General features: G+C 68.6%; 29 protein-coding genes, 1 tRNA gene and 2 pseudogenes. 10 read left to right on the forward strand and 22 right to left on the reverse strand.

The genetic code is table 11. The features are described 5' to 3' along the window. Positions 1 to 16: 16 nt before the first annotated feature. A complete protein-coding gene (locus GTO19_RS21540; RefSeq protein WP_291024804.1) occupies positions 17 to 508 on the reverse strand; it encodes an aromatic-ring-hydroxylating dioxygenase subunit beta in 492 nt (163 codons plus the stop codon). After that, positions 508 to 1,797 carry an aromatic ring-hydroxylating dioxygenase subunit alpha gene (locus GTO19_RS21545; RefSeq protein ID WP_291024806.1) on the reverse strand — a complete coding sequence of 430 codons (1,290 nt, stop codon included), beginning with the start codon at positions 1,795 to 1,797 and terminating at the stop codon, positions 508 to 510. Before GTO19_RS21545 ends, GTO19_RS21540 begins: the two co-directional genes overlap by 1 nt. 124 nt (positions 1,798 to 1,921) lie before the next feature. Here GTO19_RS21545 and GTO19_RS21550 point away from each other — a divergent pair, with 124 nt between their 5' ends. From GTO19_RS21550 to GTO19_RS21565, 4 genes and pseudogenes are all read left to right on the forward strand, one after another. Then, positions 1,922 to 2,242 carry a 2Fe-2S iron-sulfur cluster-binding protein gene (locus tag GTO19_RS21550; protein ID WP_291024809.1) on the forward strand — a complete coding sequence of 107 codons (321 nt, stop codon included), beginning with the start codon at positions 1,922 to 1,924 and terminating at the stop codon, positions 2,240 to 2,242. Then, entirely contained in the window at positions 2,242 to 3,087 is an 846-nt protein-coding gene (locus GTO19_RS21555; RefSeq protein ID WP_291024812.1) for a CoA ester lyase, read from the forward strand. Before GTO19_RS21550 ends, GTO19_RS21555 begins: the two co-directional genes overlap by 1 nt. After that, positions 3,084 to 3,771 (forward strand): annotated as a pseudogene (locus GTO19_RS21560) (electron transfer flavoprotein subunit beta/FixA family protein). Before GTO19_RS21555 ends, GTO19_RS21560 begins: the two are co-directional and overlap by 4 nt. A gap of 12 nt (positions 3,772 to 3,783) precedes the next feature. Beyond that, positions 3,784 to 4,588 (forward strand): annotated as a pseudogene (locus tag GTO19_RS21565) (electron transfer flavoprotein subunit alpha/FixB family protein). A gap of 14 nt (positions 4,589 to 4,602) precedes the next feature. Here the strand turns inward: GTO19_RS21565 and GTO19_RS21570 are convergent. From GTO19_RS21570 to GTO19_RS21625, 12 genes are all read right to left on the reverse strand, one after another. Next, positions 4,603 to 5,490, reverse strand: coding sequence for an acyl-CoA thioesterase II (locus GTO19_RS21570; protein ID WP_291024814.1), 888 nt, complete (start codon positions 5,488 to 5,490; stop codon positions 4,603 to 4,605). Further along, positions 5,487 to 6,245 carry an NAD(P)H-dependent oxidoreductase gene (locus GTO19_RS21575; protein ID WP_291024817.1) on the reverse strand — a complete coding sequence of 253 codons (759 nt, stop codon included), beginning with the start codon at positions 6,243 to 6,245 and terminating at the stop codon, positions 5,487 to 5,489. Before GTO19_RS21575 ends, GTO19_RS21570 begins: the two co-directional genes overlap by 4 nt. Positions 6,246 to 6,352: 107 nt before the next feature. Further along, complete coding sequence (locus GTO19_RS21580) at positions 6,353 to 7,282, reverse strand: carbohydrate kinase (RefSeq protein WP_291024819.1); 930 nt, start codon at positions 7,280 to 7,282, stop codon at positions 6,353 to 6,355. A 33-nt stretch (positions 7,283 to 7,315) separates the two neighbouring features. Beyond that, on the reverse strand, positions 7,316 to 8,251 hold the full coding sequence (locus GTO19_RS21585) for an AraC family transcriptional regulator (protein ID WP_291024821.1): 936 nt from the start codon (positions 8,249 to 8,251) through the stop codon (positions 7,316 to 7,318). A gap of 22 nt (positions 8,252 to 8,273) precedes the next feature. Next, positions 8,274 to 9,665 carry a D-arabinitol 4-dehydrogenase gene (dalD, locus tag GTO19_RS21590; RefSeq protein ID WP_291024930.1) on the reverse strand — a complete coding sequence of 464 codons (1,392 nt, stop codon included), beginning with the start codon at positions 9,663 to 9,665 and terminating at the stop codon, positions 8,274 to 8,276. Between the two features lie 56 nt (positions 9,666 to 9,721). Then, on the reverse strand, positions 9,722 to 10,768 hold the full coding sequence (locus GTO19_RS21595) for an ABC transporter ATP-binding protein (RefSeq protein WP_291024823.1): 1,047 nt from the start codon (positions 10,766 to 10,768) through the stop codon (positions 9,722 to 9,724). 17 nt (positions 10,769 to 10,785) lie between these two features. Continuing rightward, complete coding sequence (locus GTO19_RS21600) at positions 10,786 to 11,607, reverse strand: carbohydrate ABC transporter permease (protein ID WP_291024825.1); 822 nt, start codon at positions 11,605 to 11,607, stop codon at positions 10,786 to 10,788. Positions 11,608 to 11,609: 2 nt separating this feature from the next. Beyond that, positions 11,610 to 12,467, reverse strand: coding sequence for a carbohydrate ABC transporter permease (locus GTO19_RS21605; protein ID WP_291024828.1), 858 nt, complete (start codon positions 12,465 to 12,467; stop codon positions 11,610 to 11,612). Between the two features lie 33 nt (positions 12,468 to 12,500). After that, positions 12,501 to 13,808 carry a sugar ABC transporter substrate-binding protein gene (locus tag GTO19_RS21610; RefSeq protein WP_291024831.1) on the reverse strand — a complete coding sequence of 436 codons (1,308 nt, stop codon included), beginning with the start codon at positions 13,806 to 13,808 and terminating at the stop codon, positions 12,501 to 12,503. A gap of 168 nt (positions 13,809 to 13,976) precedes the next feature. Then, the gene (locus GTO19_RS21615; protein ID WP_291024833.1) at positions 13,977 to 14,324 is read right to left on the reverse strand and encodes a helix-turn-helix transcriptional regulator; all 348 of its coding nucleotides are present in this window, start codon (positions 14,322 to 14,324) and stop codon (positions 13,977 to 13,979) included. Further along, entirely contained in the window at positions 14,314 to 14,781 is a 468-nt protein-coding gene (locus GTO19_RS21620; protein WP_291024835.1) for an SRPBCC family protein, read from the reverse strand. The genes GTO19_RS21615 and GTO19_RS21620 overlap by 11 nt, the downstream gene beginning before the upstream one ends. Positions 14,782 to 14,838: 57 nt before the next feature. Further along, positions 14,839 to 15,456 carry a TetR/AcrR family transcriptional regulator gene (locus GTO19_RS21625; protein WP_291024839.1) on the reverse strand — a complete coding sequence of 206 codons (618 nt, stop codon included), beginning with the start codon at positions 15,454 to 15,456 and terminating at the stop codon, positions 14,839 to 14,841. A gap of 121 nt (positions 15,457 to 15,577) precedes the next feature. On the opposite strand from GTO19_RS21625, the gene GTO19_RS21630 reads away from it, so the two are divergent. Together GTO19_RS21630 and GTO19_RS21635 are read left to right on the forward strand one after the other, a co-directional pair. Beyond that, positions 15,578 to 16,798 carry an MFS transporter gene (locus GTO19_RS21630; protein WP_291024841.1) on the forward strand — a complete coding sequence of 407 codons (1,221 nt, stop codon included), beginning with the start codon at positions 15,578 to 15,580 and terminating at the stop codon, positions 16,796 to 16,798. A gap of 199 nt (positions 16,799 to 16,997) precedes the next feature. Continuing rightward, entirely contained in the window at positions 16,998 to 17,429 is a 432-nt protein-coding gene (locus GTO19_RS21635) for a hypothetical protein (protein WP_291024843.1), read from the forward strand. A gap of 114 nt (positions 17,430 to 17,543) precedes the next feature. Here the strand turns inward: GTO19_RS21635 and GTO19_RS21640 are convergent. Next, positions 17,544 to 17,619: transfer RNA gene (locus GTO19_RS21640), tRNA-Arg, on the reverse strand. Between the two features lie 143 nt (positions 17,620 to 17,762). Between GTO19_RS21640 and GTO19_RS21645 the strand changes: the two genes are divergently transcribed. Next, entirely contained in the window at positions 17,763 to 18,605 is an 843-nt protein-coding gene (locus tag GTO19_RS21645) for a c-type cytochrome (protein WP_291024846.1), read from the forward strand. A gap of 47 nt (positions 18,606 to 18,652) precedes the next feature. On the opposite strand, the gene GTO19_RS21650 is transcribed toward GTO19_RS21645, so the two are convergent. From GTO19_RS21650 to GTO19_RS21660, 3 genes are read right to left on the reverse strand one after another with little or no spacing between them, the layout of a single operon-like run. Next, positions 18,653 to 19,183: a DUF2946 family protein gene (locus tag GTO19_RS21650; protein ID WP_291024849.1), complete on the reverse strand. Its 531-nt coding sequence runs from the start codon at positions 19,181 to 19,183 to the stop codon at positions 18,653 to 18,655. Positions 19,184 to 19,192: 9 nt separating this feature from the next. Then, positions 19,193 to 20,176 (reverse strand): alpha/beta fold hydrolase, encoded by a 984-nt coding sequence (locus GTO19_RS21655; RefSeq protein WP_291024933.1) that lies wholly within the window; start codon positions 20,174 to 20,176, stop codon positions 19,193 to 19,195. Between the two features lie 40 nt (positions 20,177 to 20,216). Beyond that, positions 20,217 to 20,654, reverse strand: coding sequence for a nuclear transport factor 2 family protein (locus GTO19_RS21660; protein WP_291024851.1), 438 nt, complete (start codon positions 20,652 to 20,654; stop codon positions 20,217 to 20,219). Between the two features lie 71 nt (positions 20,655 to 20,725). On the opposite strand from GTO19_RS21660, the gene GTO19_RS21665 reads away from it, so the two are divergent. From GTO19_RS21665 to GTO19_RS21675, 3 genes are read left to right on the forward strand one after another with little or no spacing between them, the layout of a single operon-like run. Then, positions 20,726 to 21,325, forward strand: a complete 600-nt coding sequence (locus GTO19_RS21665) for a LemA family protein (RefSeq protein WP_291024853.1) — start codon at positions 20,726 to 20,728, stop codon at positions 21,323 to 21,325. A 2-nt stretch (positions 21,326 to 21,327) separates the two neighbouring features. After that, entirely contained in the window at positions 21,328 to 22,233 is a 906-nt protein-coding gene (locus tag GTO19_RS21670; protein ID WP_291024856.1) for a TPM domain-containing protein, read from the forward strand. A 10-nt stretch (positions 22,234 to 22,243) separates the two neighbouring features. After that, positions 22,244 to 22,771 (forward strand): TPM domain-containing protein, encoded by a 528-nt coding sequence (locus tag GTO19_RS21675; RefSeq protein WP_291024858.1) that lies wholly within the window; start codon positions 22,244 to 22,246, stop codon positions 22,769 to 22,771. 27 nt (positions 22,772 to 22,798) lie between these two features. Here the strand turns inward: GTO19_RS21675 and GTO19_RS21680 are convergent, their stop codons facing one another. From GTO19_RS21680 to atpG, 4 genes are all read right to left on the reverse strand, one after another. Next, complete coding sequence (locus GTO19_RS21680) at positions 22,799 to 23,368, reverse strand: cyclic nucleotide-binding domain-containing protein (protein ID WP_291024860.1); 570 nt, start codon at positions 23,366 to 23,368, stop codon at positions 22,799 to 22,801. Positions 23,369 to 23,484: 116 nt separating this feature from the next. Beyond that, a complete protein-coding gene (locus GTO19_RS21685) occupies positions 23,485 to 23,901 on the reverse strand; it encodes a F0F1 ATP synthase subunit epsilon (RefSeq protein ID WP_291024863.1) in 417 nt (138 codons plus the stop codon). Positions 23,902 to 23,925: 24 nt separating this feature from the next. After that, the gene (gene atpD / locus GTO19_RS21690) at positions 23,926 to 25,338 is read right to left on the reverse strand and encodes a F0F1 ATP synthase subunit beta (protein ID WP_291024865.1); all 1,413 of its coding nucleotides are present in this window, start codon (positions 25,336 to 25,338) and stop codon (positions 23,926 to 23,928) included. 44 nt (positions 25,339 to 25,382) lie between these two features. Continuing rightward, positions 25,383 to 26,249, reverse strand: a complete 867-nt coding sequence (gene atpG, locus GTO19_RS21695) for a F0F1 ATP synthase subunit gamma (protein ID WP_291024867.1) — start codon at positions 26,247 to 26,249, stop codon at positions 25,383 to 25,385. Positions 26,250 to 26,259 lie beyond the last annotated feature (10 nt).

The following is a 26,259-nucleotide window of genomic DNA, read 5'->3' on the forward strand; positions in this document are numbered from 1 at the left end:
TCTCCGGGTGCCGGCCTCAGACCAGAAAGGCCATGGAATACAGGGCGTCCTGGTTGTTCACCAGGTTCACTTTCTTGCGCGCCATGCGCAGCGCGCCGTCCACGCGGCGCAGCCGGTACTCGGTGCGCGCGGCCCAGAGCACGTCGCCGCGCGTCTGGTTCTCGAAGATCAGCACGTTGCTGCCCACGCTGAGCTCGCTGCCATCGTCCTCCATCACCTCGATGTTGGAGATGAGCCGGCGCAGGCGCGACTGCGGTGTCTGGCTGAAGCGCTTGCCGGTGTGGTACTGGCGGATGCGCAGGGCGATGCGCGAGCGGTTGTCGTAGATGATGGACATCACCTGCTCGGGGTCGCCACCGTCGCCGTTGGCCGGCACCCAGTACACGCCGTCCTCGGTCCACAGGGATTCCCATTCGTCGTACCGGTGCTCGTCCTGCAGTCGCGCTTCCCGGTAGATGAACTGCGTGACGTCTTCCAGCGTGGCGCGTTGTTCTGTCGTCATGGGCATCACGCGGCCTCCATGGTGGCGCGGTAGTGGCGCCAGATGCCGCGGCTGGGCACCTCGTCGGTGTTGTCGCCGATCAGGAAACCGTCGGCGTCGCGGCGCTCGCGGTGCTTGCCGCGTCCCAGGAACAGCCACTCGGGCTTTCGCATCTGCACGCCCATCTGCGTGCGCTCGTACATCTCGGCGTCGTCGGCCAGCAGGAAGCCGGCCGGGCCCACCGAGCCCATGGTCTGCTGGCGCATGCGACGGTTCAGGTCAGGCGCGCCCTTGAACTGCAGCGCGGTGACGTGCTGCACGGTCTCGTTCACCGACAGCGGCTGGATCACGAAGATCTGGATCTCCGCGATGAACAGGTTCGGGTAGATCATGATGTGCGGCGTGCCGTCGATCATGATGTTGCGTGCCTTCTCCTCGCCATAGGCCGCGTTCATCTTCGCGGTGTAATCGGGCAGCTTGTCGGCTGTGGTGCCGAACCAGGACATCGGCACGTCGCGCTTGCGGAATTCGGGGCGCAGGTCGTTCTCGGTGTGGCCGTTGCCGAAGTCGCGCGACACCGCCGTGGACTCGGCGCTGTAGAGCGTGCCGATGCCGCTCTGCGCGACCTCGAAGATGGAGGCGTGCACGAACGAGGGGTGGTAGCCGTCGGTCTCGTTCTCGACCAGGAACTTCCAGTTGGCCTTGACCTTGTGCTTGAGGAAGCCGGCGGTGAGCTCGATTTCACCTTCGGGCGAGGTCTCGCACAGTGCGTCGATGGACTTCATCGCCGCGCCCAGGTGCTGCTCCAGGCTCGGCCCCTCGGCCGCCATGGAGCCGAACACGAAGCCGCGGTAACTGGCCACGCGCGCCACCTTGCCCAGGCCATGGTCCTTGCGGTCCACGCCCTCGTAGCCCGACGGGAAGGGCCAACCCTTGAGCGCGCCGTCGTTGGCGAAGGTCCAGCCGTGGTAGGGGCAGGTGAAGGAGCGCGCGTTGCCCTGCTCCGTCATGCACACGCGGTTGCCACGGTGCGGGCAGCGGTTGTGCAGCAGGTGGATGCTGCCGTGGCGGTCGCGCGTCATGATCACCGGCTCTGGGCCGATGGACTTCATGACGAAGTCGTTGGCGTTCGGCACCTCGCTCTCATGGCCGACGTACACCCAGGTGCGGAACCAGATCTTTTCCAGTTCGGCTTGGTAGATGGCGGGGTCGGTGTAGAGCGAGCCGTGCACGCGCTCCTCGTGCACGAGCTGGTCCCAACGCGGCGCCACGGCGGGCGCGCGGGCGATGGGAATCACGGGGGCGCAGTTGTCCAATTGAAGATCCTCCGGTGGGGATGGAATGCGTGTTGTCCGGTGCGTCGGTTGGTGGAATAATAGTCCGACGAGACGGACTATGTCAAACCCCTTTCTCGGGGTTTTTACCGAGGACAGAACACCCATGCCCACCGTTGTTTTCATCGATCCCCACGGCAGCGAGCACGCCGTCGAGGCGCCCGAAGGCCGCAGCCTGATGCAGATCGCCATCGACCACGGCGTGCCGGGCATCCTGGGCGACTGTGGTGGCGTGTGCAGCTGCGCCACCTGCCACGGCTACGTGGACCCGGCCTTCGCCGCGCAATTGCCTCCGCGCTCGGAGACCGAGGTCTTCATGCTCGAAGGCGTGCCCGACCTGCGCGACAACAGCCGCCTGTGCTGTCAGATCCGCCTGCAGGCCGCGCTCGACGGCTTGCGCGTGCAGCTGCCCGACGAGCAGGTGTGATGACCGGCATCGCCCTCGCCCGCAGCTTCCTCTTTCTGCCCGCCGACCGGCTCGATCGCCTGCCCAAGGCGCTGGCCAGCGGCGCGCATGCGCTGGTCCTCGACCTGGAGGACGCGGTGGCGCCCGGGCGCAAGGGCGATGCGCGCGAGGCGCTGGCGCGGCTGTGGCCCACACTGGACGCGGAGGTTCGTGCGCGCCTGATGCTGCGGATCAACGCATCGCCCACACCCTGGCACGCGGAGGACGCGGCCCTGCTCGGCGAACTGCAGGGCCTGGGCGCGTTGATGCCGGCCAAGGTGGAAGCGCCCGCCGACCTGGTGCGCCTGTTCGCGGCGTTTCCCGCGCGGCGCTGGCTGCCACTCATCGAATCGGCCGAGGGGCTCGCGCAGATCGACGCCATCGCGCGCGTGCCCGGCGTGATGCGCCTGGCCTTCGGCCACCTGGATTTCCAGGCCGACCTGGGCATGGCCTGCGACGCCGACGAGGCCGAGCTCGCGCCCGTGCGCTTCGCCTTCGTCGTGGCCTCGCGCCGCGCGGGCATCGCACCGCCCGTGGACGGCGTGACCACCGCGCTGCAGGACAACGAGCGCCTGAACGCCGATGCGCGACGCGCGCGGCGCTTCGGCTTTGGCGGCAAGCTCTGCATCCACCCGGCGCAGGTCGCCACGGTCAACGCGGCCCTGGGGCCCAGCGACGGACAACGCGCCTGGGCGCTGCGCGTGCTGCAAGCGGCCGCCACGCAAGGCGACGGCGCCTTCCGTTTCGAGGGCGCCATGGTGGACGCCCCGGTGCTGGCGCGCGCGCGCCGCTTCGCTCAAGACATCAACCAACAGGAGAAGGCATGAAGGTTCTCGTCCCCGTCAAACGCGTGGTCGACTACAACGTCAAGGTTCGCGTGAAGAGCGATGGCAGCGGCGTCGACATCGCCAACGTGAAGATGTCGATGAACCCGTTCGACGAGATCGCGGTGGAAGAGGCGGTGCGCCTGAAGGAGAAGGGCGTGGTCACCGAAGTGATCGCCGTCTCCTGCGGCGTCACCCAGTGCCAGGAGACCCTGCGCACGGCCATGGCGATTGGCGCGGACCGCGCCATCCTGGTGGAGACCACCGAGGAGCTGCAGCCCCTGGCCGTGGCCAAGTTGCTCAAGGCCCTGGTGGACAAGGAACAGCCCGGCCTGATCATCCTGGGCAAGCAGGCCATCGACGACGACTGCAACCAGACCGGCCAGATGCTGGCCGCGCTCGCCGGCCTGCCGCAGGCGACCTTTGCTTCCAAGGTCGAGATCGAGGGNNGCCGTCATCACCACCGACCTGCGCCTGAACGAGCCGCGCTACGTCACGCTGCCCAACATCATGAAGGCCAAGAAGAAGCCGCTGGAGACGCTCAAGCCCGAGGACCTGGGCGTGGATGTGAAGCCGCGCGTGAAGACGATCAAGGTCGAGGAGCCGCCCAAGCGCAAGGCGGGCCAGAAGGTGCCCGACGTGGCCACCCTCGTGTCCAAGCTCAAGACCGAAGCCAAGGTGATCTGAGGAAGAACTGACATGACTGCACTGGTTATTGCCGAACACGACAACGCCGCCATCAAGGGCGCCACCCTCAACACCGTGACCGCCGCTGCCGCTTGCGGCGGGGATGTGCACGTGCTCGTGGCGGGGCACAACGCCGCCGAAGCCGCCAAGGCCGCGGCCCGGATCGCGGGCGTGGCCAAGGTGATCCACGCCGAGGCCGCCGGCTTCGAACACGGCCTGGCCGAGAACGTGGCCGCGCAGGTGGTGGAGCTGGCCCCGGCCTACAGCCACATCCTGTTCCCCGCCACCGCCGCGGGCAAGAACGTGGCGCCGCGCGTGGCCGCGCTGCTCGATGTGGCGCAACTGAGCGACATCACCAAGGTCGTGAGCCCGGACACCTTCGAGCGNNGCCGTGGCGGACTCGGGCAAGAGCGCCTTCGTGGGCGCGGAGATCGCCAAGAGCGACCGGCCCGAACTCACGGCGGCCAAGATCATCGTCAGCGGTGGCCGCGCCCTGGGCAGCAGCGAGAAGTTCAACGAGGTGATCACGCCGCTGGCGGACAAGCTGGGCGCGGCCATCGGCGCCAGCCGCGCGGCGGTGGACGCGGGCTACGCGCCCAACGACCTGCAGGTGGGCCAGACGGGCAAGATCGTGGCGCCGCAGCTCTACATCGCCGCGGGCATCTCGGGCGCCATCCAGCACCTGGCGGGCATGAAGGACTCCAAGGTGATCGTGGCGATCAACAAGGACCCGGAAGCGCCCATCTTCAGCGTGGCCGACTACGGGCTGGAGGCCGATCTGTTCGAGGCCGTGCCCGAGCTGGTCAAGGCGCTCTGAGGTTCGGCCGGGGTTCAGTCCGTGTAGGTCACCAGGCAGTCCTGCGTGGCGGTGGCGATGTGGCGGCCACCCTCGTCGTGGTACTGCGCCATCGCCAGGCCACGCCCATGCGCGGCGTGTGCGCAGCTTGCGCGCACGTGCAGCCAGCGGTCCGATCGCGGCGGCGCATGCAGCCACAGCGCGTGGTTGAGGCTGGAGATGTACATGCCGCGCTCGCCGGCGCGCATCAGGTGCGGCGCGAGGATGCAGAAGTTGAGCCACCAGTCAGACAGGTAGGCGAAGGCGGCGGCGTGCAGGCGCGAATCGTCGGGCAGTGCCTGTGGCACCTTCATCCAATAGCGGAAATCCGGTCGGGCCGTGGCGCCGTCCAGCTGGCGCAAGGGCTCGGGGATGCGGAAGTCGATGGCGGCGTTGCAGTCGCGCCCGTAGCCGCCCATGAGGGCGAGTTGGTCGCGCAGCACCGTGGGCACCTCGTCGAGTGTGGGCAGCGACTCGGGCCGTTCGCCGGGCGGCGCCGACGACACCTCGGCATGAGTGAGGCCGGGCAGTGGCAGCGCGCAGCTCACCTGCGCGTCGAGCACGGTGCGTTCGCCCTGCGCGCCGCGCACGTGCAGCGAGGTGAAGCGCTTGCCGTCCTGCAGCCGCTTCACGTCGAAGACGATCGGCTGGTCCGGCATGGCGCCTTGCAGGAAGAGGAACTGCATCATGGTCGGCGGGCGGCCTTCGGGCGCTTCCATCAGCGCGGCGCGCAGGGCCTGGCCCAGCAATTGGCCACCATAGGAGCGGCCGTTCTGGTTGGCGTCGCCGTGCAGGCTGCGCCAGCGGCCGGGGCCGGCGGGCTTCAGGCTCAGGCGGTCGGCCAGGGTGAGGCCTTCTGCCGGCTCGATCTCGGCGGTGCTCATCGCGTCTCCTGCGCGTCGGGCCTGCGGTGCCCCACGGTGCGCGGTTCGATGCCGGGCTTCAGACGCCAGTCGGGTCCGAACTCGGCCAGGGTGTGCGCGGGCATGCTGTCTTCATGCGCGATGCCGCGCAGCCGCGCCGCGTAGGCCTCGAGGAGCGCGTGGCGCTGAGCCGCGTCGCTGTACTGGATGGACCAGCCCACGAAGGGCTGCAGCACCTGCAGGCCGCTGTAGCCGAAAGTGCCGTGGTGCAGGTGCCAGAGGATCACGTCGCGCTGGCCGAGCAGGCCGTCGCTTTCCATCATCTCGGGAAAGCAACCGGTGGTGAACGACAGCATGGCCTTGCGGCCTTTGAGCCCGCCCTGGTCGAAGCGCTTGCCGCCCGCGCCGTACACCGTGCCGTTGGCGAACACGCGGTCGATCCAGCCTTTCATGATGGCGGGCACGGAGAACCACCAGAGCGGAAACTGCAGGATCAGCAGCTCGCAGCGCAGGAGCTTGTCGATTTCGCTCTGGATGTCGTCGCTGAACCCCTGGCGCTGGGAGGCCTGCTTCTGTTCGCGGTCGTACTGCAGTTGGTCGGGGAAGCGCCGCTCGGTGAAGTCGGCCGCGTTGGCCACGGGGTTGAAGCCCATGGCGTAAAGGTCGGAGAGCTCGACGGCGTGGCCTGCTTCCTTCAGCACGTGCAGCGAGGTGTCGAGCAGGGCGCGATTGAAGGAGCGCGGCTCGGGGTGGGCGTAGACGATCAGGGTCTTCATGCGGGCGGCCTCCCGCGCCGGCATGAGGGGTGAATAATTAGTCCGGCACGTCGGTTTATTATCAACCGATTCCCGCGCCCGGTGCCAGCACCGCCAGCGGCCCGCCGTCAAGTCGCCGGCAGTTCGGCCCGCCGCGGCAGATCAGCGCCGCGCCGGCCACAGGTGATGGCGGCGGCCTGGGTGGCGAAACCCAGCGCGCTGTGCAGCGTTGGCGCTGACAGATCCCCCAGGGCTTCCCGCCCGAGGGCACCGCGCTCGGCCAGCCAGGTGAGCAGCGCGGCCTGAAAGGTGTCGCCCGCGCCCACGGTGTCGACCACGTCCACCGCCGGCGCCGGCACCTCGGCGTGGTGCCGCGCCGTCCAGGCGACGGCGCCGTACGCGCCGCGCGTGACCACGACCAGCGACACGCCGCTGGCCAGCGCCTCGTGCGCAAAGGCCTGGGGCGCGCGGCCATCGATCAAGGCGAGATCTTCCTCGCTCACCTTGAGCAGGTCGGCGCGCGGGAGCATCCAGCGCAACTGCTCGCGCCACACCGCGGCGTCGGGCTGCACGTTCAGGCGGACGTTGGGGTCGTAGGCGATGAGCGCGCGGTGGCGGTGACGTTCGACGAGCGCGCGCAACGAGTGGGCCGTTTCACCCACGACGGTGGTGTAGGAGCCGAGACAGATGGCGTGCGTGGCGTCGGGCAGGTCCACCACGGCCTCGGGCGCCAGCCAACGGTCCGCGCCGCCGTCGCCATAGAACGCATAAGAGGGCACGCCCGCCGCGTCGGTGCCGACGAGGCTGAGCGTGGTGGGTGCGTCGCTGCGTTGCGCGGTGTGCGTGCCGACGCCCTCCTCGCGCAGCGCCTGCATGAGGCGTTCGCCCAGGAAGCCGTTCGACACGGTGGTGAGCAGCGACACGGGCTGCGCGAGCCGGGCGAGGCCGACCGCGAGGTTGAACGGCGAACCGCCGACGCGCGCGTCCAGGCTGAGGCCGGTGGGCGTGCGCGCCACGGCGAACACGTCGAACAGGGCTTCTCCACACACGAGGAACATGGGATCTCCGAGGTCCGGGCCGAGGCGGATGGTTCAGTGCGCGCCGCGAAAGCGCGTGAGCGACTGGCGGCGGAACTCCGATGGCGTCATGCCCTTGATCTCGAGGAAGCGGCGGTTGAAGTTGGCCACGTTGTTGTAGCCCACCTCATAGCAGATGTGGGTGATCTGCTGGTCGGTGTCCATGAGCAACTGGCAGGCGCGGCTGATGCGCACGCGGTTGACGAAGTCGGTGAAGGTGTTGCCCGTGGCGCGGCGAAAGAAGCGGCTGAAGCGGCTTTCGCTCATGCCCAGCTCGGTCGCCAGCGCGGCGGCCGAGTGCTGCTCGGACAGGTGGTCGGTGATGCGGCTGACCACGGCGTCGATCTGGTCGAGTTCGGCGGCGGCCTCGTCGCTCTGCAGCTTCACGCTGGAGAGCAGCCGGTAGTCGGTGCAGGCGGCCAGATCCGCCATGAACTCGCAGAAGGCGGTGAAGCGGCGCAGGCCGCGGGCGCCCTTGACGCGGTGCCAGTGCGCCTCGGCCGCGCCGGACAGGCCGAAGAACTCGATGCCGTGGCGCGCGCGCTCCAGCAGCGGCAACACCTCGGCCAGTTCGGGGATGGTCTCGCTCGCGCGCGCGAGCGGCTCGTGCGGAAACTGGATGACGAGGTCACGCAGGGCCACGCCGCCCTGGGGCAAATCCAGGCTGACCCAGTTGTGCGGCAGGCGCGGGCCGGTGAGCACGAGCTGGCCGGGCTGGAAGGGACCGATCCAGTCGCCCACGAAAACCTTGCCCGAGGTGGCGGTGATGAGGTGCAGCTCGTATTCGTCGTGGTAGTGCCAGCGCGCCAGTGGCGTGGGAAAGCCGTGCGAGAGGCAGCGCAGGAAGCCGGCTTCGTCGGGGGGCTCGTAGCCGAGCTCGGGCGAGCGGGCGTACTCGTTCTCCAGCTCGGGGCGGAGCTGACGGGGCGTGGAAGCGGGCCGTACGGGCATGGCGGAGTCGGGCAGGACCGGGTCAGGAACTTACCACCGGTGGGCTCAGTGCCGCCACCCGCGCGCCGGCGCGGCGCACGGCGTCCCGCAGGCGGGCGTGGCCGGCGATGTCGCCCCACAACGTGGTGTTCGCGCACAGGGCGTCCACCGGGTCATCGGCACCGCAGATGGCGTGCGCCGCGGCGGGGTCCATGCCTTGGTCCTGGTAGGTGTAGGCCAACTGCCCACGGTGCCAGCGCTGCAGGAAAGCCAGGAACAGCGCGGGCAGCAGGGCCACGCTGTCGATGGACTCGCCCCGCGCCAGACGCTCGCGCACCGTGGGGGCAATGAAACCGGGGATCTTGGCGAAGCCGTCCATGGCCACGCGTTGGTTGGTGTCGCGGATGGCGGGGTTGGCGAAGCGCGCGAGCACCTCGTCGCGGTAGGCCGGCAGGTCCACGGGGCCGGGCGCGCCGGGTGGCGAGAGACAGGGAATGACGTCGTCGGTGACGTAGTCGAAGGCCATCTGCCGGATGGCCGGCGTGCGCGTGCCCTCGTGAATGAATTGCAGGCCGGCCAGGGTGCCGGCCCAGGCAATGCAGCTGTGGCTGGCGTTCAGGATGCGGATCTTGGCTTCCTCGTACGGGGCAACGGAGACCACCATCTGCACGCCCACGGTCTCCCAGGCGGGGCGGCCGGCGACGAAGTCGTCTTCGATCACCCATTGGATGAAGCGCTCGGCGGTGACGGGCGCGGCGTCGTCCCGGCCGGTGGCGGCGCGCACGCGCGCGCGCAGCTCGGGTGGCGGCCGGGGGGTGATGCGGTCGACCATGGCGTTGGGGCAGCTGGTTTGTTCGCGCACCCAGGCCGCGAGGCCGGTGTCGCCCACGCGGTCGATGAACTGCAGCAGGCCGGCGCGCACACGCTCGCCGTTGTGGCGCAGGTTGTCGCAGTTGAGCAGGGTGACGGGCCCGGCGCCGGCCGCGCGGCGGGCACGCAGCAGGGCGCACAGCGCGCCGTAGAGCGTGGCGCCGGCCTCGCCCCGGCGCGCGCGCTGCAGGTCGGCGCTCAGCTCGGGGCTGCGCCAGTCCAGACGGCCCTGATCGTCGAGGTAATAGCCGGCCTCGGTGACGGTGAAGGAGACGATGCGGGTGGCGGGGTCGGCACCGCGCGCGATGAGGGGCGCGAGGCCGGGTTCGTAGGGCAGCACCTCGCGGATGGCGGTGATGCGCTCGTACCGGTACTCGCCATCGGGCGAGACGGTCTCCAGCGTGTAGGCACCGCCCTGGCGGCGCAAGGCCTCGATCACCTCGGGCGCGTCGTCGCGCAGGTTGCCGCCGGCGATGGACCAGTGCGGGTCGCCGCGTTCGATGAGGCGCTGCAGGTAGGCCGCCTGGTGCGCACGGTGGAAGGCGCCCAGGCCGAGGTGCAGCAGCACGAAGCGGGCGTCGGGAGGCGGCAGGGTCGCGGAGTCGGTCACGGTGCGGCGGTTCAGGAAACGGTCTCGGGGTGGGCGATGGCCTGCCCCTGCGCGTCGAAGAGGTGCAGTTGCGTGGCGTCCAGTTCGACGCGGACCGCGTTGCCCACGCGCAGCGGCGTGCGCTCGTTCTGGCGCGCGATCAGCGCAACGCCAGCCACCTCGACGTGGATCAGCGTGTCGGCGCCCAGCGCCTCGATGAGCTCGACCCGGCCGGGCTCGCCCGCGCCGTCGGCGCCGTGAACCCGAAGCCCCTCGGGCCGCACGCCGAGAAAGCCATCGGCCGGCAGGCGCCCGCCGCTGTGCGCCGAGAACGCGGGAATGGCGCCGGCGGCCACCAGGTTCATCGAGGGCATGCCGATGAACTGCGCGACGAAGCGGTTGGCGGGCCGGTCGTACAGCTCCAGCGGCGTGCCGACCTGCTCGATCACGCCGTCCTTGAAGACGACGACGCGGTCGGCCAGTGTCATGGCCTCCACTTGATCGTGCGTGACGTAGATGGAGGTGGCACCGAGCTCGACGTGCAGCTTGTGGATCTCGACGCGCGTATTGCCGCGCAAGGCCGCGTCGAGGTTGGACAGCGGTTCGTCGAACAGGAACACCTTGGGCTCGCGCACGATGGCGCGGCCGATGGCCACGCGCTGGCGCTGCCCGCCCGACAGCTCGCGCGGCGTGCGCTGCAGATAGGGCGTGAGCTTGAGCTGCTCGGCCGCGTGTTCCACCTTGCGGCGGATTTCGTCCTTCGGCACCTTGGCGAGCTTGAGCGCGAAGGACATGTTGTCGTACACGCTCATGTGCGGGTAGAGCGCGTAGCTCTGGAACACCATGGCGAGATCGCGCTGGCCCGAAGGCATGTGCGTGATGTCGCGGCCATCGAGCACGAGGCCGCCGCTGCTGATGTGTTCCAGCCCGGCGATGAGGCGCAGCATGGTGGACTTGCCGCAGCCCGAGGGGCCGACGAAGACGATGAACTCGCCCTGGCGGATGTCCAGGTCCACGCCGCGGATGACGTGCACCTCGTCGAAGCGCTTGTGGATGTTCTTGAGCTGGAGGTAGGCCATGTCGGTCGTCCCGGGGATCACTTGACGGCGCCGAAGGTGAGGCCCTGCACGAGCTGCTTCTGGCTGAACCAGCCGAACACCACGATGGGCGCGATGGCCATGAGCGATGCGGCGGAGAGCTGGGCCCAGAACAGGCCTTCGGGGCTGGAATAGGAGGCGATGAGCGTGGCCAGCGTGCCGGCCTTGGCCGATGTGAGGTTGAGCGCCCAGAACGACTCGTTCCAGGCCAGCACCAGGCACAGCAGGCCCGTGGAGGCCAGGCCGCCGACGGACAAGGGCAGCACGACGTGGCGGAACTCGGTCCACAGGTTCGCGCCGTCCATGCGCGCGGCTTCCAGGATTTCGTTGGGAATGTCCTTGTAGCTGCTGTAGAGCATCCACACCATGATGGGCAGGTTGGACAGCGTGAACACGACCGTCAGCGCGGACAGCGAATCGAGCAGGCCCGCGGTCTGCGCGAGCACGTAGATCGGCAGCAGCGCGCCCACGGCCGGCATCATCTTGGTGGAGAGCATCCACATCAGGATGTCGCGCGTGCGCCTGGTGCGGAAGAAGGCCATGGAGTACGCGGCGGGCGCGGCGATGATCAGGCCGATGGCGGTGGAGGCGACGCTGGTGATGAGCGAGTTGCGCGCGTAGAGCAGGTAGTCGCTGCGGCTCTGCACCTCGCCGAAATTCTCCAGCGTGGGTTCGAACACGAACAGCGGCGGCACGGCGATGGCCTGCAGCTCGGTCTTGAAGGCCGTGAGGAACAGCCAGCCCAAGGGAAAGAACAGCAGCAAGGCCGCAAGCCAGGCGCCGGCGGTTCGCAAGGTGGTGAGCCAGGGATTGGGTGGCATGCTCAGTCCAGGTTCTTGCCGATGATGCGGATGAGAAAGACCGCGACGACGTTGGCCAGCACCACCGCGAACAGCGCGCCGGCCGAGGCCACGCCGACGTCGAAGTTCATCAGCGACTGCTTGAAGATCAGGTAGGTGAGGTTGGTGCTCTCGTTGCCCGGGCCGCCGGCGGTGGTGATGGCGATCTCGGCGAACACGCTGAGCAGGAAGATCATCTCGATCATGATCACCACGGCCATGGGCCGCGCCAGGTGCGGCAGCGTGAGGTACCAGAAGCGCTGCACCGCGCTGGCGCCGTCCATGCGCGCGGCCTCCATCTGCTCGCGGTCGAGCGACTGCAGCGAGGTGATGAAGATCAGGCAGGCGAAGGGCAGCCACTGCCAGGCCACCATCACGATGACCGAGAACAGCGGCACGTCGGTGAGCCAGTCCACCGGCGCAAGACCGAAGAACTTCCACACATTGGCCAGCACGCCATAGATGGGGTTCATCATCATGTGCTTCCACAGCAGCGCGTTGACCGCGGGCATGACGAAGAACGGCGAGATGAGCAGCACGCGCACGATGCCGCGTCCCGGGAAGGGATCGTTCACCAGCAGCGCGAGCAGCACCCCCAGCACCACGGTGATGCCGATCACGCTGCCGATGAGCAGCAGGGTGTTCGCCACGGCGGGCCAGAAGTCGGGGTCGGTGATGAAGTACTCGTAGTTGGCGAGCCCGGCGAAGCCGTGCTGCCCCGGCTGCATGAGGTTGTAGTTGACCAGCGAGAACCAGACGGTCATCAGCAGCGGCACGAGCATCCAGAGCAGGAGTGCGATCACCGCCGGGGCCATCAGCCCCCGGGGAAGCAGCCGGTTCATGTAGCGATCCGAGTCCGGGCGAAGGGCGCGCGCTTACTTGTAGTAGCCGGCCTTTTTCATCTCGCGCTCGGCCATGGTCTGGCCGGTCTTCAGCGCCTGGTCCACCGTGACCTTGCCCGACAGCGCCGCGCTCATCTGCTGGCCCACCGCCACACCGATGGCCTGGAACTCCGGAATGGCCGCGTACTGCACGCCCACGTAGGGCGATTTGGGCAGCGTGCTGTCGTTGGGATTGGCCGAGTCGATGGCCTTCTTCTCGGCGGCCGCGAACTTGGCGACCTTCTGGAACTCGGGGTTGGCGTAGGTGGACTTGCGTGTGCCCGTGGGCACCATGGCCCAGCCCTGCTCCTTGGCCACGAGGTTGATGTAGTCCTTGGAAGTGGCCCACTTGATGAAGGCCTGCGCGGCCGCGTCCTTGGTGGAGCTGGCGGGGATGGCCAGGTTCCACGACCACAGCCAGTTCGCGCCCTTGGGCGTGGTGGCCACCGGCGCCTGCGCGAAGGCCACCTTGTCGGCCACCTTGGACTGCTTGGGGTCGCTGATGAAGGAGGCGGCGATGGTGGCGTCCACCCACATGGCGCACTTGCCTTCGTTGAAGAGCGCCAGGTTCTCGTTGAAGCTGTTGGCCGAGGCGCCGGGCGGGCCGTACTGCTTCATCAGGTCGACGTAGAAAGTGATGGCGTCCTTCCACGGCTTGCTGTCGATCTGCGGCTTCCACTGCATGTCGAACCACTGGCCGCCGTGGGTGTTGACCATGGTGGTGAGCAGGGCCATGTTGTCGCCCCAGCCGGGCTTGCCACGCAGGCACATGCCGTACACGCCGGCCTTGGGATCGTGCGCCTTGGCGGCGAAGTCCTTCACCTGCGCCCAGGTGGGCTGCTCGGGCATCTGCACGCCGGCCTTGTCGGCCAGGTCCTTGCGGTACATGAGCATGGAGCTTTCGGCGTAGAAGGGCGCGGCGTAGAGCTTGCCTTCGTGCGACAGGCCGCTGCGGATGGCGGGCAGCAGGTCGTCCACGTCGTAGGCGGCGTCGGTGGCGATGGGCTTGAGCCAGCCCTTCTTCGACCAGATCGGGGCCTCGTACAAGCCGATGGTCATGATGTCGAACTGGCCACCCTTGGTCGCGATGTCGGTGGTGACGCGCTGGCGCAGCACGCCTTCCTCCAGGGTCACCCACTTGAGCGTGACGCCGGGGTTGGCGGCCTCGAAATGCTTGCCGAGCTTCTGCATCTCGATCATGTGGCCGTTGTTCACGGTGGCGATCACGAGCTCGGTGTTGGCGTGCGCGGCGCCTGCGCTGAGCAGGGCGGCCGCCAGGAGGGAAGCGGTGCGAAGGTTCACGTTTGTCTCCAGTTCATCTCGTCGACAGCGGGACGGCGACCCGTGAAGGCCGTGAACGGGATTCTGTGCAAGCTGCCTGTCGCCATCGGTACGGAATGCGGCTCAGTCCGTACTCTCTTGCGCTGGTGGTTCGGGATTTACCCTAGGAATCGGCGCAAAGTTTGGGGATCAGGGCGCACCGTCGTCTTCGTCCAGCACCTCGCCCAGCCGGTCCAGCCGCCGCTCCCACAGCGCGCGGCGCTGCGCAATCCAGTCGGCCGCCACGGCAAGGCCTTCGCTGCGCAGGCTGCAGGTGCGTGTGCGGCCGACCTTTTCGCTGCGCACCAGGCCGCTGTCTTCCAGGACGCCGACGTGCTGGATGACAGCCGTGAGCGTGATGCCCAGCAGCTCCTGCAATTGCTTGGCCGCGGCCGGCCCCTCGCTGAGGCGTTCGAGCATGGCGCGCCGCGTCGGGTCGCCCAGGGCGCGGAAGACGCGGTCGGCCAGGGCCGGCGGCGCCTGTGGTTCAGCGAGCAAGGCCGAGCTCCTTGTCCAGCGCGTCGAGCAGCTCGCGCGTGCCGTGTTCGCGAGACTGCGGGTTGTCGCTGCCGTCGAGGAAGGCGATCTGCTCGGTGAGGATCAGGCGCGTGCCACCGGCGTCGGGAAGCAGTTCGATGGTCTGCTGGGAAGACGAGAAGCGCTTGCCTTCGGTGTCCATGGTGTAGGCGATGACGATGCGCCGGCCGGGGAGGATGTCGAGGTAGCGCACCTCGTTGCCCATCAAGGGGCCGCCCTGGTAGCGGAAGCGCCAGCTCTCCTGGCCGCCCACCTCGAAGTTCATGTCGAACTTCTCGATGGTCCAGCCGTCCTCGTCGCCGCCCATCCAGCGACGCTTCTTCTTCGCATCGGCAAAGCCCGAGAACACCTTCTCGGGCGGGTGGGCGTAGCGGCGGTCGATGACGAAGGTGTGGTGGTGGATGGTGGCTTGGTCCATGGCGAGGGGCTCCTTTGGTGAAGTGGATGCTTCACTTTATCGGCCTCACCCAAAAAGTCAAGTCTTTACTTCACTGTTTCCCTTGGGCGGCTGGCGCAGCAGGCCATCGAGCAGTTGGCGGAAACCCGCCACCGCTTTTTTCGAGGTGGCCTCGGGGTCACTCGAGCCGGCGATCCAGGTGGCGGCGTGGGTGCTCGCTCCGTTGATGAGCCGCGCCAACGCTTCCGGGTCGGCGTCGATGAGCAGGCCCTCCTCCTTGAGCGCGGCCAGACTGGCCGTCAGGCCTTCGATGCAACTCTTGGCACTGGGGCATTGCGACTGGTCGCCCAGCACGGCCGGGGCGTCGCGGAACAGGATGCGCTGGATCTCCGGCTCCAGCGCCATCTCGACGTAGGCGATCCACTCGTCCACCACCGCCTGCCAGCGGTTCGGCGCCCGGGCCGCGATGGCCTTCAGGCGCGCCGACATCTCGGCGTCGATCTCGTCCACGACGGCCTGCAGCAGGCCTTTCTTGTCGCCGAAGTGGTGGTACAGCGCGCCACGGGTGAGCCCCGCGGCCGAAGTGAAGTCGTCCATGGACGCCTGGGCGTAGCCCAAGGTGCCGAAGGCCTGGCGGCCGGCGGCGATCAGCTTGGCGCGGGTCTCGGCGATCATGTCCTGGCGGGCTCGGCGCATGGGCGGCTCCAATCAAATACATACAGAACGTACGTGAATTGACATACGAAGTGCAGGTCAATAACATACATACGACACGTATTTTATTGCACTGTCCCCCTCACTTCAAGGAGCGCCCCCCGTGCCCAATCCCTACGCAAAGATCTTCAGCGAGCCCGGCGCCAAGGGCTTCTCCGCGGCCGCCTTCGTCGGGCGGCTGCCACTGGCCATGGCGCCCATCGGCATCGTTGCCATGCTGTCGCAGACCCTGGGCGAGTACTGGCTGGCGGGCGCGGTCGCGGCCACCTACGGCATCGGCAACGCCTTCCTGGCTCCGCAGATCTCGCGCCTCGTCGACCGCTACGGCCAGACCCGCGTGGCGGCACCTGCCACCGCCGTGTCGGCGCTGGCCTTCCTGCTGCTGATCCTGGCAAGCCACCTGGCCTGGCCGGCCTGGACCTTGTTCGCCACGGCCCTGGGCGCGGCCACCCTGCCCAGCATGTCGGCGATGGTGCGCGCGCGCTGGAGCGAGCTGTTCCGCGACCGGCCCGAGCTGAACACCGCCTTCGCTTTCGAGTCCTCGGCCGACGAACTGCTCTACATCACGGGCGCCTCGCTGTCGGTCGGCCTGGCGGCGGCCTGGTTTCCCGAGGCCGGCATGCTGGCCTCCACGCTCTTTCTGGTGGTGGGATCGGCGGCCTTCCTGGCGCAGCGCGGCACGGAGCCGCCGGTGCGGGCGCCGCAGGCCGACGGCCCCACGGGCTCGGCGATCGGCTTGCGCCCCGTACAGATCGTCACGCTGGCCCTCATCTTCGTGGGCGCCATCTTCGCCACGGCCGAGGTGAGCTCGATCGCCATCACCAAGGAGCTGGGCCAGCCCGGTGGCGCCAGCGTGGTGATCGGCGTCTATGCGCTCGGCTCCTTCGTGCTGGGCCTGGTCCTTGGGGCCGTCAACCCCAGCATGCCTCTGCAGCGCCAGTTGCTGATCGCGCTGAGCGTGCTGGCGCTGACGTCGCTGCCGCTGCTGGTGGCCGGTTCCTCCGTCGCGCTGCTCGCGGCCGCCGTGTTCCTCAGCGGCGTGGCGATCTCGCCCACCTTCATCACCGCGTTCGGTCTGATCGAGCGGCGCGTGCCGGCCTCGATGCTGACCGAGGGCGTGACCTGGGTGATGACGGGCATCGGCATCGGCATGGCCCTGGGCGCCTTCGTGGCGGGCTGGGTGGTGGACACCTTCGGCGCGCAGAACGGTTTCTGGGTGTCGGTGGTGGCCAGCGCGGCGGCCTGGCTCACCGTGGCCCTGGGGCAGCGCACGCTGGCGGGCGGCGGCGCGGCGCGCTCCGACCTGTCGGCCGCACAGGCCTGACTTGTCCGGTGCGCGCCGAACCGCTGCAGCCCGGCGCATCGGTCGACGCGGTGGATCGGCGCGGCCCGGTGACTGATCTGGCGACGGCGCCCTGTCCTACAGCAAGGCGCCGGCCCCATCGGCAGACTGGCCCTGCAGCCGGCGATCACAAGCCGGTGCCCGGGAGGGCCATTCAATGCTTGCTGCCAAGGAGTACACGATGAAAGCCAATCGCTACCTGCTGCTGCCCATCGCCCTGGTCATGGGCGCCACCGCCGGCCTGAGTGCCGCGCAGTATGCGAACCAGACCGTTCAAGACACCATCGCCCTGCCGCATCTCGCCGACACCGCGCCGCACGACACGCGCATGCAGGTGCAAAGCCCCGTGATCGGCGCGGAAGCCGCCGGCCTGATCGAACGCGGCGAAGCCACGGCGCCTGAAGCGCAACGGCATGAGGCGCGAAGCTTCCTGCGGCGGGACTACGTCCAGGCGGAAGCCGCCGAGGCCTACCGAATGGGCCTGGTGGCACAAGGCGAGAGCTACCCCGAGCCGACGCCGGCGCAGGTCCAGCAGATGCAGCTGGCCGCCGAGCGCGCGGTGATGGATACGCAACTGGCCCGCGTGGATGAGCAGGCCGTGCCACGCTATTGAGGCGAGACAGACTGACACGACGGGCGCTGCGGCGCCCGTTGTTGTTTGCATGAAGGGGGTGGCACGGTCGACGCCGGCTTCGGCCGAACCTGGCGATGACGTCGTTGAAAGACCTGGCGCGGCTGGCGGGGATCGAACCCACGACCCTCGGCTTCGGAGGCCGATACTCTATCCACTGAGCTACAGCCGCGCAGAGCCACGCATTCTAGCGGCTTGCTCGGGATCGCCCGGGGCCGCCATGGGCGCTAGATATAATCGCGGGCTGTCCGCCGACGCCCGGCGCGCACTGCCAGAAGGCCCGAAAGGCCCGCTTGCCACCCCCCTGAGGACTCCATGAGCGACCACGAATCCCATACCGGCCCCATCAAGACGCCCGCCCAGTTGTTGTGGACGTCGCTCTTTGCCTTCGTGGTCCCCGTGTTCATCATCATCGGCCTGGTGTACTTCGTGACCTCGGCCAACAAGCCGGGCGCCGGCGCAGTCGACACCGAACTCGCGGTCGCCCAGCGCATCGAGAAGGTCGGCTCCGTGGAGATCCGCGACGCCAACCGCCCGCTCGAAGCCGGTGCCACCGTGTACAAGGCCCAGTGCGCGGCCTGCCACGACGCCGGCCTGGCGGGTGCGCCCAAGTTCGGTGACGCCGGCGCCTGGGCCGCGCGCATCGCCACCGGCTACGAATCGCTGCTGAATTCCGCCCTCAAGGGCAAGGGCGCCATGGGTCCGCAAGGCGGCGGCGCCTTCCGCGACGCCGAGATCGGCCGCGCCGTGGTGCACATGGCCAACGCCGCCGGTGCCAAGTTCGCGGAGCCGCAAATGGCGGCGCCCGCCCCGCAAGCCGAGGCCGCGCCGGCGCCCGCGCCGGCCGCCGCTCCCGCAGCCCCGGTGGCAGCAGCCCCCGCAGCGGCTCCCGCGCCGGCCCCGGCCGCTGCGGTCGCCGCCAACGGCGAAGCCCTCTACAAGCAAGCCTGCACCGTGTGCCATGCCGCTGGCGTGGCTGGCGCGCCCAAGACGGGCGACAAGGCCGCCTGGGCACCCCGCATCGCCCAGGGCGTGGAAGCGCTCACCGCCAGCGCGATCAAGGGCAAGGGCGCCATGCCGCCCAAGGGTGGCGCGATGTCCGCGTCGGACGCCGAGATCAAGGCCGCCGTGCAGTACCTGATCGATCGCGCCAAGTAATCGCGCGCAACGCTCTCGAACAAAAGCCGGTCACTGACCGGCTTTTTTCATGGCCTCGGGGCTGCGCACGAAGCCGNNCGCACGAAGCCGAAGCGCGTGGGCAAGTCGTCCGCGCGCACCGCCGTCGGTTGCCAGCGCCCCGCCTCCACCGCGTCGGCTGCCAGCGCCATGTCGGCCGTGTGCACCAGGCCGACGCCGCGCTCGGTGTCCAGGTAAAGCCGGCCTTCTTCGTCAAGCAGAGATTCACGCACCGTCACCGGTTCACCATCGTGCGCCTGCACCGAGCCGTCGGGCTGCAGTCGCCACACCCAGGGCGTGTTTTCCAGCTCCACATAGACGCGCTGCGGACCGTTCTGGAAGAACCACTGGCCGCGCTCGTCGGCCGCGTAGTTGCGGTGGATGAAGGCGATGAGCTTGTCGTGCCGCAGCAGCGAACCCTTGCTGCGCGCGAAGGGGCCGGCGGCTTGCGCCCGGTCATCGCGCATGTACCACTGGCCGCGCGCGTCAAGCCCCAGCCAGCCGTGGCAGTGCGGCACGTTGGGCCATTTGGCGAGCGCGGCCTTGACGATGTCGTCCATGCGATGGGTTCAGGTGTGGGCGAGCAACCAGTGTCCCACCGCCTCGGGCATGGTGCGCACGTGGCCGGGCAATCCCCACATGCCCAGCGAGGCGGCAAAACCCACGTGGCCGCCGTGCGCGGGCTGCCACAGCGTGACGCGCGCACCCACCTCGCGCGGATGCGGCAGCGAGTCAGCGGGCACGAAGGGATCATTGAGCGCGTTGACCGCGAGCGCGGGCACGCGGATGCGCGCGAGGTGGGGCTTGGCCGAGGCCCGCGCCCAGTAGTCCTCGGCGTCGCGAAAGCCGTGCAAGGGCGCGGTGAAGATGTCGTCGAAGGCGTGGAGATCGCGTGCGGCGCGCAGGGCCTCGGCGTTGAACAAGCCGGGGTGCTGAGCGAGCTTGCCCAGGGCCTTGGGTTTCATGCTGCGCAGGAACATGCGCGTGTAGATCTGCCGGTTCAGGCCACGGCCGATGGCGTGCCCACCCGCGGCAAGGTCCAGGGGGGAGCAGACGGCGGCCACGGCCTTCACCACGCCGGCGGCGGCGTCCCCCGATTCACCTGCCCAGCGCAAGAGCGCATTGCCACCCAGTGACACGCCCACGGCGATCAAGGGGCGCTGAGGTTCGGCGGCAGCGAAGCGGCGCAGGATCCAGTCGATCTCTTCGAAATCGCCCGAGTGGTAGGCGCGCGGCGCGCGGTTCATCTCGCCCGAGCAGCCACGAAAGTGCGGCACGGCGTAGGCCAGCCCACGCTCGGCGGCGAAGTCGGCGAAAGCCACGGCGTACTGGCTGGCTGAGGAGCCCTCGAGGCCGTGGAACAGCACCAGGCGGGGCGCCTGCCCGTGCGCCGCGTGGCTGGCGCGGTCGACGTCGATGAAGTCGCCATCGGGCGCAATCCAGCGCTCGCGCCGCCACTGCGGCGCTGGCCCGAAATGCCGGCGTGCGAGCAGCGCGGGCCAGATGGTTTGCGCGTGTCCGCCGGGCAGCCACCAAGGCGCCCGGTAGGCCAACAGGTCGGTGCGCGGTTCGTGCTTCAACGCGGGCGACGGCTCAATGCAAGAGGGGCTTCTGGCTGGACAGCTCGGGCGGCTCGACACGGGTGCCCGGGCTCGCGTGGTGCGCCACCAGGCGCCAACCCTGTGCGGTCTTGATGTAGACGTTGGTGGCCAGCACGTAGGCGTGCTGCGGCCCGTCGTCGGTGAGCACGGCCACGCGCTCGACCAGGCTGTGCACGGCACAGTGGCCGTCGTCGTGGCGGTGCAGCTTCTCGGGGGTGGCCATCACCGCGCCGTTGGCGAACATGGCTTCGAAGGTGGATCGAATCGCCTCGTGCCCGATCAGGCGGGGGCCACCGGGGTGCACGCAGACGATGTCCTCCTCGTCGGCCCAGCAGGCCATGAGGCGCTCGATGTCGGCGTGCTGCAGGGCGTCGTAGAACGCGGCCTCGGTGTCATCCGGCGTGCCCGGTGGCAGCTTGGGTTTTCGCATGCGCGCATTGTGCCGCCGCGCCACGGGCGCGGGGTATAGTGCCCGCGAACCGGTTGCCCCCAGGAGGTCCCATGCGTCGACTGCTTTCGCTTCTGCTGATCTGCGTCACCGCCGTGCTGGGCGGCTGCGGCTACAACGATTTCCAGCGCCTTGACGAGGAGAGCCGCTCGGCCTGGGCCGAGGTGCTGAACCAGTACCAGCGCCGCGCCGACCTGATCCCGAACATCGTGGCGACCGTGCAAGGCGAGGCCAACTTCGAGCGCGGCACGCTGGAGGCGGTGGTCAACGCGCGCGCCAAGGCCACGTCGATACAGGCCACGCCCGAATTGCTCAACGACCCGGCCGCGATGCAGAAATTCCAGGCGGCACAGGGTGAATTGGGCAGTGCGCTCAGCCGTCTGATGGTGGTGGTGGAGCAGTACCCGAACCTCAAGGCCAACCAGGGGTTCTCCGATCTGCGCGTGCAACTCGAAGGCACCGAGAATCGCATCGCCGTGGCGCGCAACCGCTACATCCAGGCGGTGCAGGCCTACAACGTGCTGGCGCGCAGCTTCCCCAGCAACCTCACGGCCATGGTGTTCGGCTACCAACCCAAGGCCAACTTCAGCGTGGCCGACGAGGCCGCGATCAGCCAGCCGCCCAAGGTGGATTTCGGCACACAGAAACCCTGACGATGGCGTTTGCCCTGCGCACGCTGCTGTCGCTGGCCTTCGGGCTGGCGGCGGCGCTTGCCTGGGCTCAGGGCCTGCAGCCGGTGCCCGAGCTGCGCGCCCGGGTCATGGACTCCACCGGCACCCTCGATGCCGCCACGCTGCAGCGCCTCGAGGAGCGACTGGCGGGCTTCGAGCGGGAGCGCGGCACGCAGATCGTGGTGGTGATGGTGGCCAGCACGGCACCCGAGGACATCGCCGACTACACCCAGCGCCTGGGAGATGCCTGGAAGATCGGCCGTCCCGACGTGGGTGACGGCCTGCTGTTCGTGATCGCCAAGGACGACCGGCGCATGCGCATCGCGCCGGCCAAGACGCTCGAAGGTGCGATCCCCGACCTGCTGGCGCGCCGCATCCTCGACCAGGCGGTGGCTCCCTCGCTGCGCCAAGGCGACTTCGCTGGCGGCATCGACGCCGGGCTCACGCAGATCATGGCGGCCGTGCGCGGCGAGGCCCTGCCCTTGCCGTCTCCGAAGCCCTCATCGGGGCGCGGCGCGGGCGCCTGGACAGACGCGCTGGTGTTCCTGCTGTTCGCCGTGCCCATGGTCGCCGGGTTCATGCGCCGCGCCTTTGGTCGCGGCCTGGGCATTCCGCTCACGGGCGCGGCCACGGGGGTGATCGCCTGGCTGCTCACCTCGGTGCTCTGGGTATCGGCCGGCGCGGCGGTGCTGGGCATGCTCGTGGCGGTGCTGGCGCGGTTCATGCCCGTGCCGGCGCCCTCGTCCCGCGGCCGGGGCGATCACTGGGGCGGCGGCTGGGGCGGTGGTGGTGGTTGGGGCGGCGGCGGGCGCGGCGGCTTCGGCGGCGGCGGTTTCAGCTCCGGTGGGGGTGGAAACTTCGGGGGCGGCGGCGCCTCCGGCAGTTGGTGAGGGCCGTGGCATGAACCGCTGGTGGCGCCTGCTCCGACACCGCTGGATGGACCGGCACGACAGCGCGCGCGCCGTGCCGGACGACATGGCCGAACGACTCGCGCGGCGCATCACGGCCAGCGAATCGCGCCATACCGGGGAAGTGCGGCTGGTGGTGGAGGCGGCGCTGCCCACCAGCTACCTGCTGCGCATCGGGACCGACGAGCCACTGCCCGCCGTCGTGCGCGATCGCGCCCTCGCGTGGTTCGGCCGCCTGCGCTTGTGGGACACCGAGCACAACAACGGCGTGCTCATCTACCTGCTGCTCGCCGAGCACGCGATCGAATTCGTCGCCGATCGCGCCCTCGCGCGCCAGGTGGCGCCCGGGACCTGGCAGGCGATTGTCGACCGGTTGGGCACGCAATTGCGCGCGGGTGGATTCGAGGACGGATTGACGCAGGCCCTGGAGGAGGTGTCGGCACTGCTCGTGCAGCATTTCCCCTCGGGCAACGCCGCGCCTGGCGAGAACGAATTGCCCGACGCCGTGTTGCGCGTGTGAGCGCTCGTCAGGGCGTTCTCAACGCGCTCAACCGCGTCGCTGGGTCAGGCCGGTGCGGTTGTTCATGACGACCTGCAGCTCCTGCTGCAAGGCCTTGTTCATCTGAGCGAAGGTCTTGAGCTTGCGCGTGGTATCGCGCAAACGATCGGCCAGGCGCTTGGAAATGGCCAGCAGCAGGCGAGAGCCCAACCGGGGGTCGTCCTTGAGCAGGCGCATCAGCGCAGTGCGCGACAGCACGGCGGCCGCGATGTCGGTGTTGGCCGTGCAGGTCGCCGATCGTGGTGCGCCGTCGAGCACGCCCATTTCGCCGAGCAAGTGCCCCGGGCCCATGACGTTGACCACCATGCTCTCGTGAAGACCGGGCAGATCGCTTTCCACGGCGATGTCCCCTTCCAGCACGAGCAGCATGTAGTCGTTGCCGCGGACCTCGCCTTCGTGAATGATCACGGTACCGGCCTTGATGAGCTTGGGCCGCATGTAGCCGACCACCTTCATCGCATCCACCATGGTGAGATCGGCCAGCGCCGTCGGCGTGACCAGCAGCCGGGCGGCGACTTCTTCAGGGGCAAGTTCCGGACTGTCGAAGAGCGATGACATGCAGCAAAGGGGCGCTGGTTACGCGGCCATGATAGTGAGGCCCTTGCAAGCTGAACAGCCGGCCCCGCAAAAAAAGACCGGCGCGGGGCCGGTCTCTTGTGCAGGAAGGCTGTCCTTCACTTTTTCTGGCGGAACTTGCGCAGCGCCGCGATCTGGGCGGCCATGACCGCCAGTTCCGACGTGGCCTTGGCCAGGTCGATGTCGCTCTTGGCGTTCTTCACCGCCTCTTCGGCCTGCTGGCGCGCCGTGGTGGCCTTGGCCTCGTCCAGGTCCTTGCCGCGGATGGCGGTGTCGGACAGGACGGTGATGGCGTCGGGCTGCACCTCGAGGATGCCGCCGGCCACGAAGACGAACTCTTCGCCGCCATCGGCTTTCTCGATGCGCACGGCACCCGGCTTGATGCGGGTGATCAGGGGGATGTGGCCGGGCAGGATGCCGAGCTCACCCGCCTCGCCCGGGAGGGCGACGAATTTGGCCTCGCCCGAGAAGATGGACTCCTCGGCGCTGACCACGTCGACGTGGATGGTGCTCATGTCGTGTCCTCAGGCAGGCGCCGATCAGCCCGCCGCCAGCTTCTTGGCCTTCTCGACGGCCTCGTCGATGGTGCCGACCATGTAGAAGGCCTGCTCGGGCAGGTGGTCGCATTCGCCCGCGATGATCACCTTGAAGCCGCGGATGGTTTCGGCCAGCGGCACGTACTTGCCGGGCGAACCGGTGAACACCTCGGCCACGTGGAAGGGCTGCGACAGGAAACGCTGGATCTTGCGGGCGCGGGCCACGGCCAGCTTGTCCTCGGGGGACAGTTCGTCCATGCCCAGGATGGCGATGATGTCGCGCAGTTCCTTGTAGCGCTGCAGGGTGCCCTGCACGGCGCGGGCGGTGCTGTAGTGCTCCTCGCCCACGACCAGCGGGTCGAGCTGGCGGCTGGTGGAATCCAGCGGGTCCACGGCGGGGTAGATGCCCAGCGCCGCGATGTCACGGCTCAACACCACGGTGGAGTCCAAGTGAGCGAAGGTCGTGGCGGGCGAAGGGTCGGTCAGGTCGTCCGCGGGCACGTACACGGCCTGGATCGAGGTGATCGAGCCGACCTTGGTGGAGGTGATGCGCTCCTGCAGGCGGCCCATTTCTTCGGCCAGCGTCGGCTGGTAGCCCACGGCGGAGGGCATGCGGCCCAGCAGAGCGGACACTTCGGTACCGGCCAGCGTGTAGCGGTAGATGTTGTCCACGAAGAACAGCACGTCACGGCCTTCGTCGCGGAACGATTCGGCCATGGTCAGACCGGTCAGGGCGACGCGCAGGCGGTTGCCCGGGGGCTCGTTCATCTGGCCGTACACCATGGCCACTTTCGACTCGGCCAGGTTGTCCAGCTTCACGACGCCGGAGTCGGCCATCTCGTGATAGAAGTCGTTGCCCTCGCGGGTGCGCTCCCCCACGCCGGCGAACACGGACAGACCCGAGTGCGCCTTGGCGATGTTGTTGATGAGCTCCATCATGTTCACGGTCTTGCCCACGCCGGCGCCACCGAACAGACCCACCTTGCCGCCTTTGGCGAAGGGGCAGATCAGGTCGATCACCTTGATGCCGGTCTCGAGCAGTTCCTGCGAGGGAGACAGCTCGTCGTAGGCCGGGGCTTTGCGGTGAATGGAGGCGGTGAGGGCCTGGTCGACCGGGCCGCGCTCGTCGATGGGGTTGCCCAGCACGTCCATGATGCGGCCCAGCGTGGCCTTGCCCACGGGGACGGTAATGGGGGCATTGGTGTTGCTCACCAGCATGCCGCGGCGCAGGCCGTCGGAGGAGCCCAGGGCGATGGTGCGCACCACGCCGTCACCGAGCTGCTGCTGGACTTCCAGCGTGAGGGCCGAGCCCTCCATCTTCAGCGCGTCGTACACGCGGGGCATCTGGTCGCGCGGGAATTCCACGTCCACGACGGCGCCGATGCACTGGACGATCTTGCCTTGCACTTGAGACATGATGTTTACCTTCTGTTTTCTCTGGATTCGGAGGGGCGCGGACCTTAGACGGCAGCGGCGCCGGCGACGATCTCGGACAGCTCTTTGGTGATGCCGGCCTGGCGGGTCTTGTTGTAGACGAGCTTGAGTTCGCTGATCACGTTGCCCGCGTTGTCGGTCGCGGCCTTCATGGCCACCATGCGCGCGGACTGCTCGGACGCCATGTTCTCGGCCACAGCCTGATAGACCTGGGCTTCCACGTAGCGCAGCAGCAGCTCGTCGATGACGGTGGCCGCGTCGGGTTCGTAGATGTAGTCCCAGTCGCGGCCGCCCGCGCCTTCCTGCAGGTTTTCGGCCGTCAGGGGCAGAAGTTGCTGCACCACGGCCTCCTGCTTCATCGTGTTGATGAAGCGGGTGTAGACCAGGTGAACGCTCTTGACGCGACCTTCGGTGTACGCGTCGAGCAGCACCTTCACGGGACCGATGAGTTTCTCGAGGTGGGGCGTGTCACCCAGGCCGACCACGCTGGACGCCACCTTGGCGCCGACGCGGTTCATGAAGCCCAGTCCCTTGTTGCCGATGGCCACGACCTCGATGCCGGTGCCACTGGCCTGCAAGGCCTTGAACTCGTTGGTGGCGGCGCGCAACACGTTGGTGTTGAGACCACCACAGAGGCCCTTGTCGGTGGTCACGACGACGAAGCCGGCGGTCTTGCCGTCATTCGCCTCCATGAAGGGATGCGTGTACTCCGGGTTCGCCTTGCTCAGGTTGCCCGCAATCTGGCGCACCTTCTCGGCGTAAGGCCGGGCCGCGCGCATGCGGTCCTGCGCCTTGCGCATCTTGGAGGCGGCGACCATCTCCATGGCCTTGGTGATCTTCTTGGTGTTTTCCACCGATTTGATCTTGCCGCGGATTTCCTTGCCTGCTGCCATCGCTGCTCCT

It is taken from the genome of Hydrogenophaga sp., assembly GCF_011772445.1.
GTDB lineage: Bacteria > Pseudomonadota > Gammaproteobacteria > Burkholderiales > Burkholderiaceae_C > Hydrogenophaga.